The organism is Cryomorphaceae bacterium 1068, from assembly GCA_027214385.1.
Lineage (GTDB): Bacteria > Bacteroidota > Bacteroidia > Flavobacteriales_D > Cryomorphaceae > JAKVAV01.
The window spans coordinates 1-444 of sequence record JAPVXR010000051.1; the positions used below are offsets into that span (position 1 = coordinate 1).

Below are 444 nucleotides of genomic sequence, written 5' to 3' on the forward strand. Positions count from 1 at the left end.
CATCAATCAAGCGGTAGTAGAACTAGCTGATGTAGGTGCCGACAATGGAATCGTACACGCCATCGACGCGGTATTGCTTAGCTCAGAAACTGTAGCCGATGTAGCCATCGATAATGGATTTACGTCACTGACTGCTGCGGTAGTAACGGCTGAATTGCTTCCTGCGTTGACTGATCCGTTTGCGGACTTTACGGTATTCGCACCAAGCGACGCTGCCTTTGATGATTTGGCTGCAGCCTTGGGAACCGACATCGACGGATTACTAGCTGATCCCGAATTGGCAAACATCCTATTGTACCATGTATTGGACGGTTCGGTAATGTCATCGATGATCAACAACGGCGACATCGTAACTCCATTGAACGATGCGAACACACTTAAGCTTACAGCCACTTCAGGTGGAGACATCTTCATCAATCAAGCGGTAGTAGAACTAGCTGATGT

At 48.2% G+C, this 444-nt stretch carries 1 protein-coding gene; it reads left to right on the forward strand.

The window, feature by feature from the left end; genetic code table 11:
• On the forward strand, positions 1 to 444 hold a 444-nt coding region (locus O3Q51_18425), incomplete at both ends, for a fasciclin domain-containing protein (protein ID MCZ4410799.1).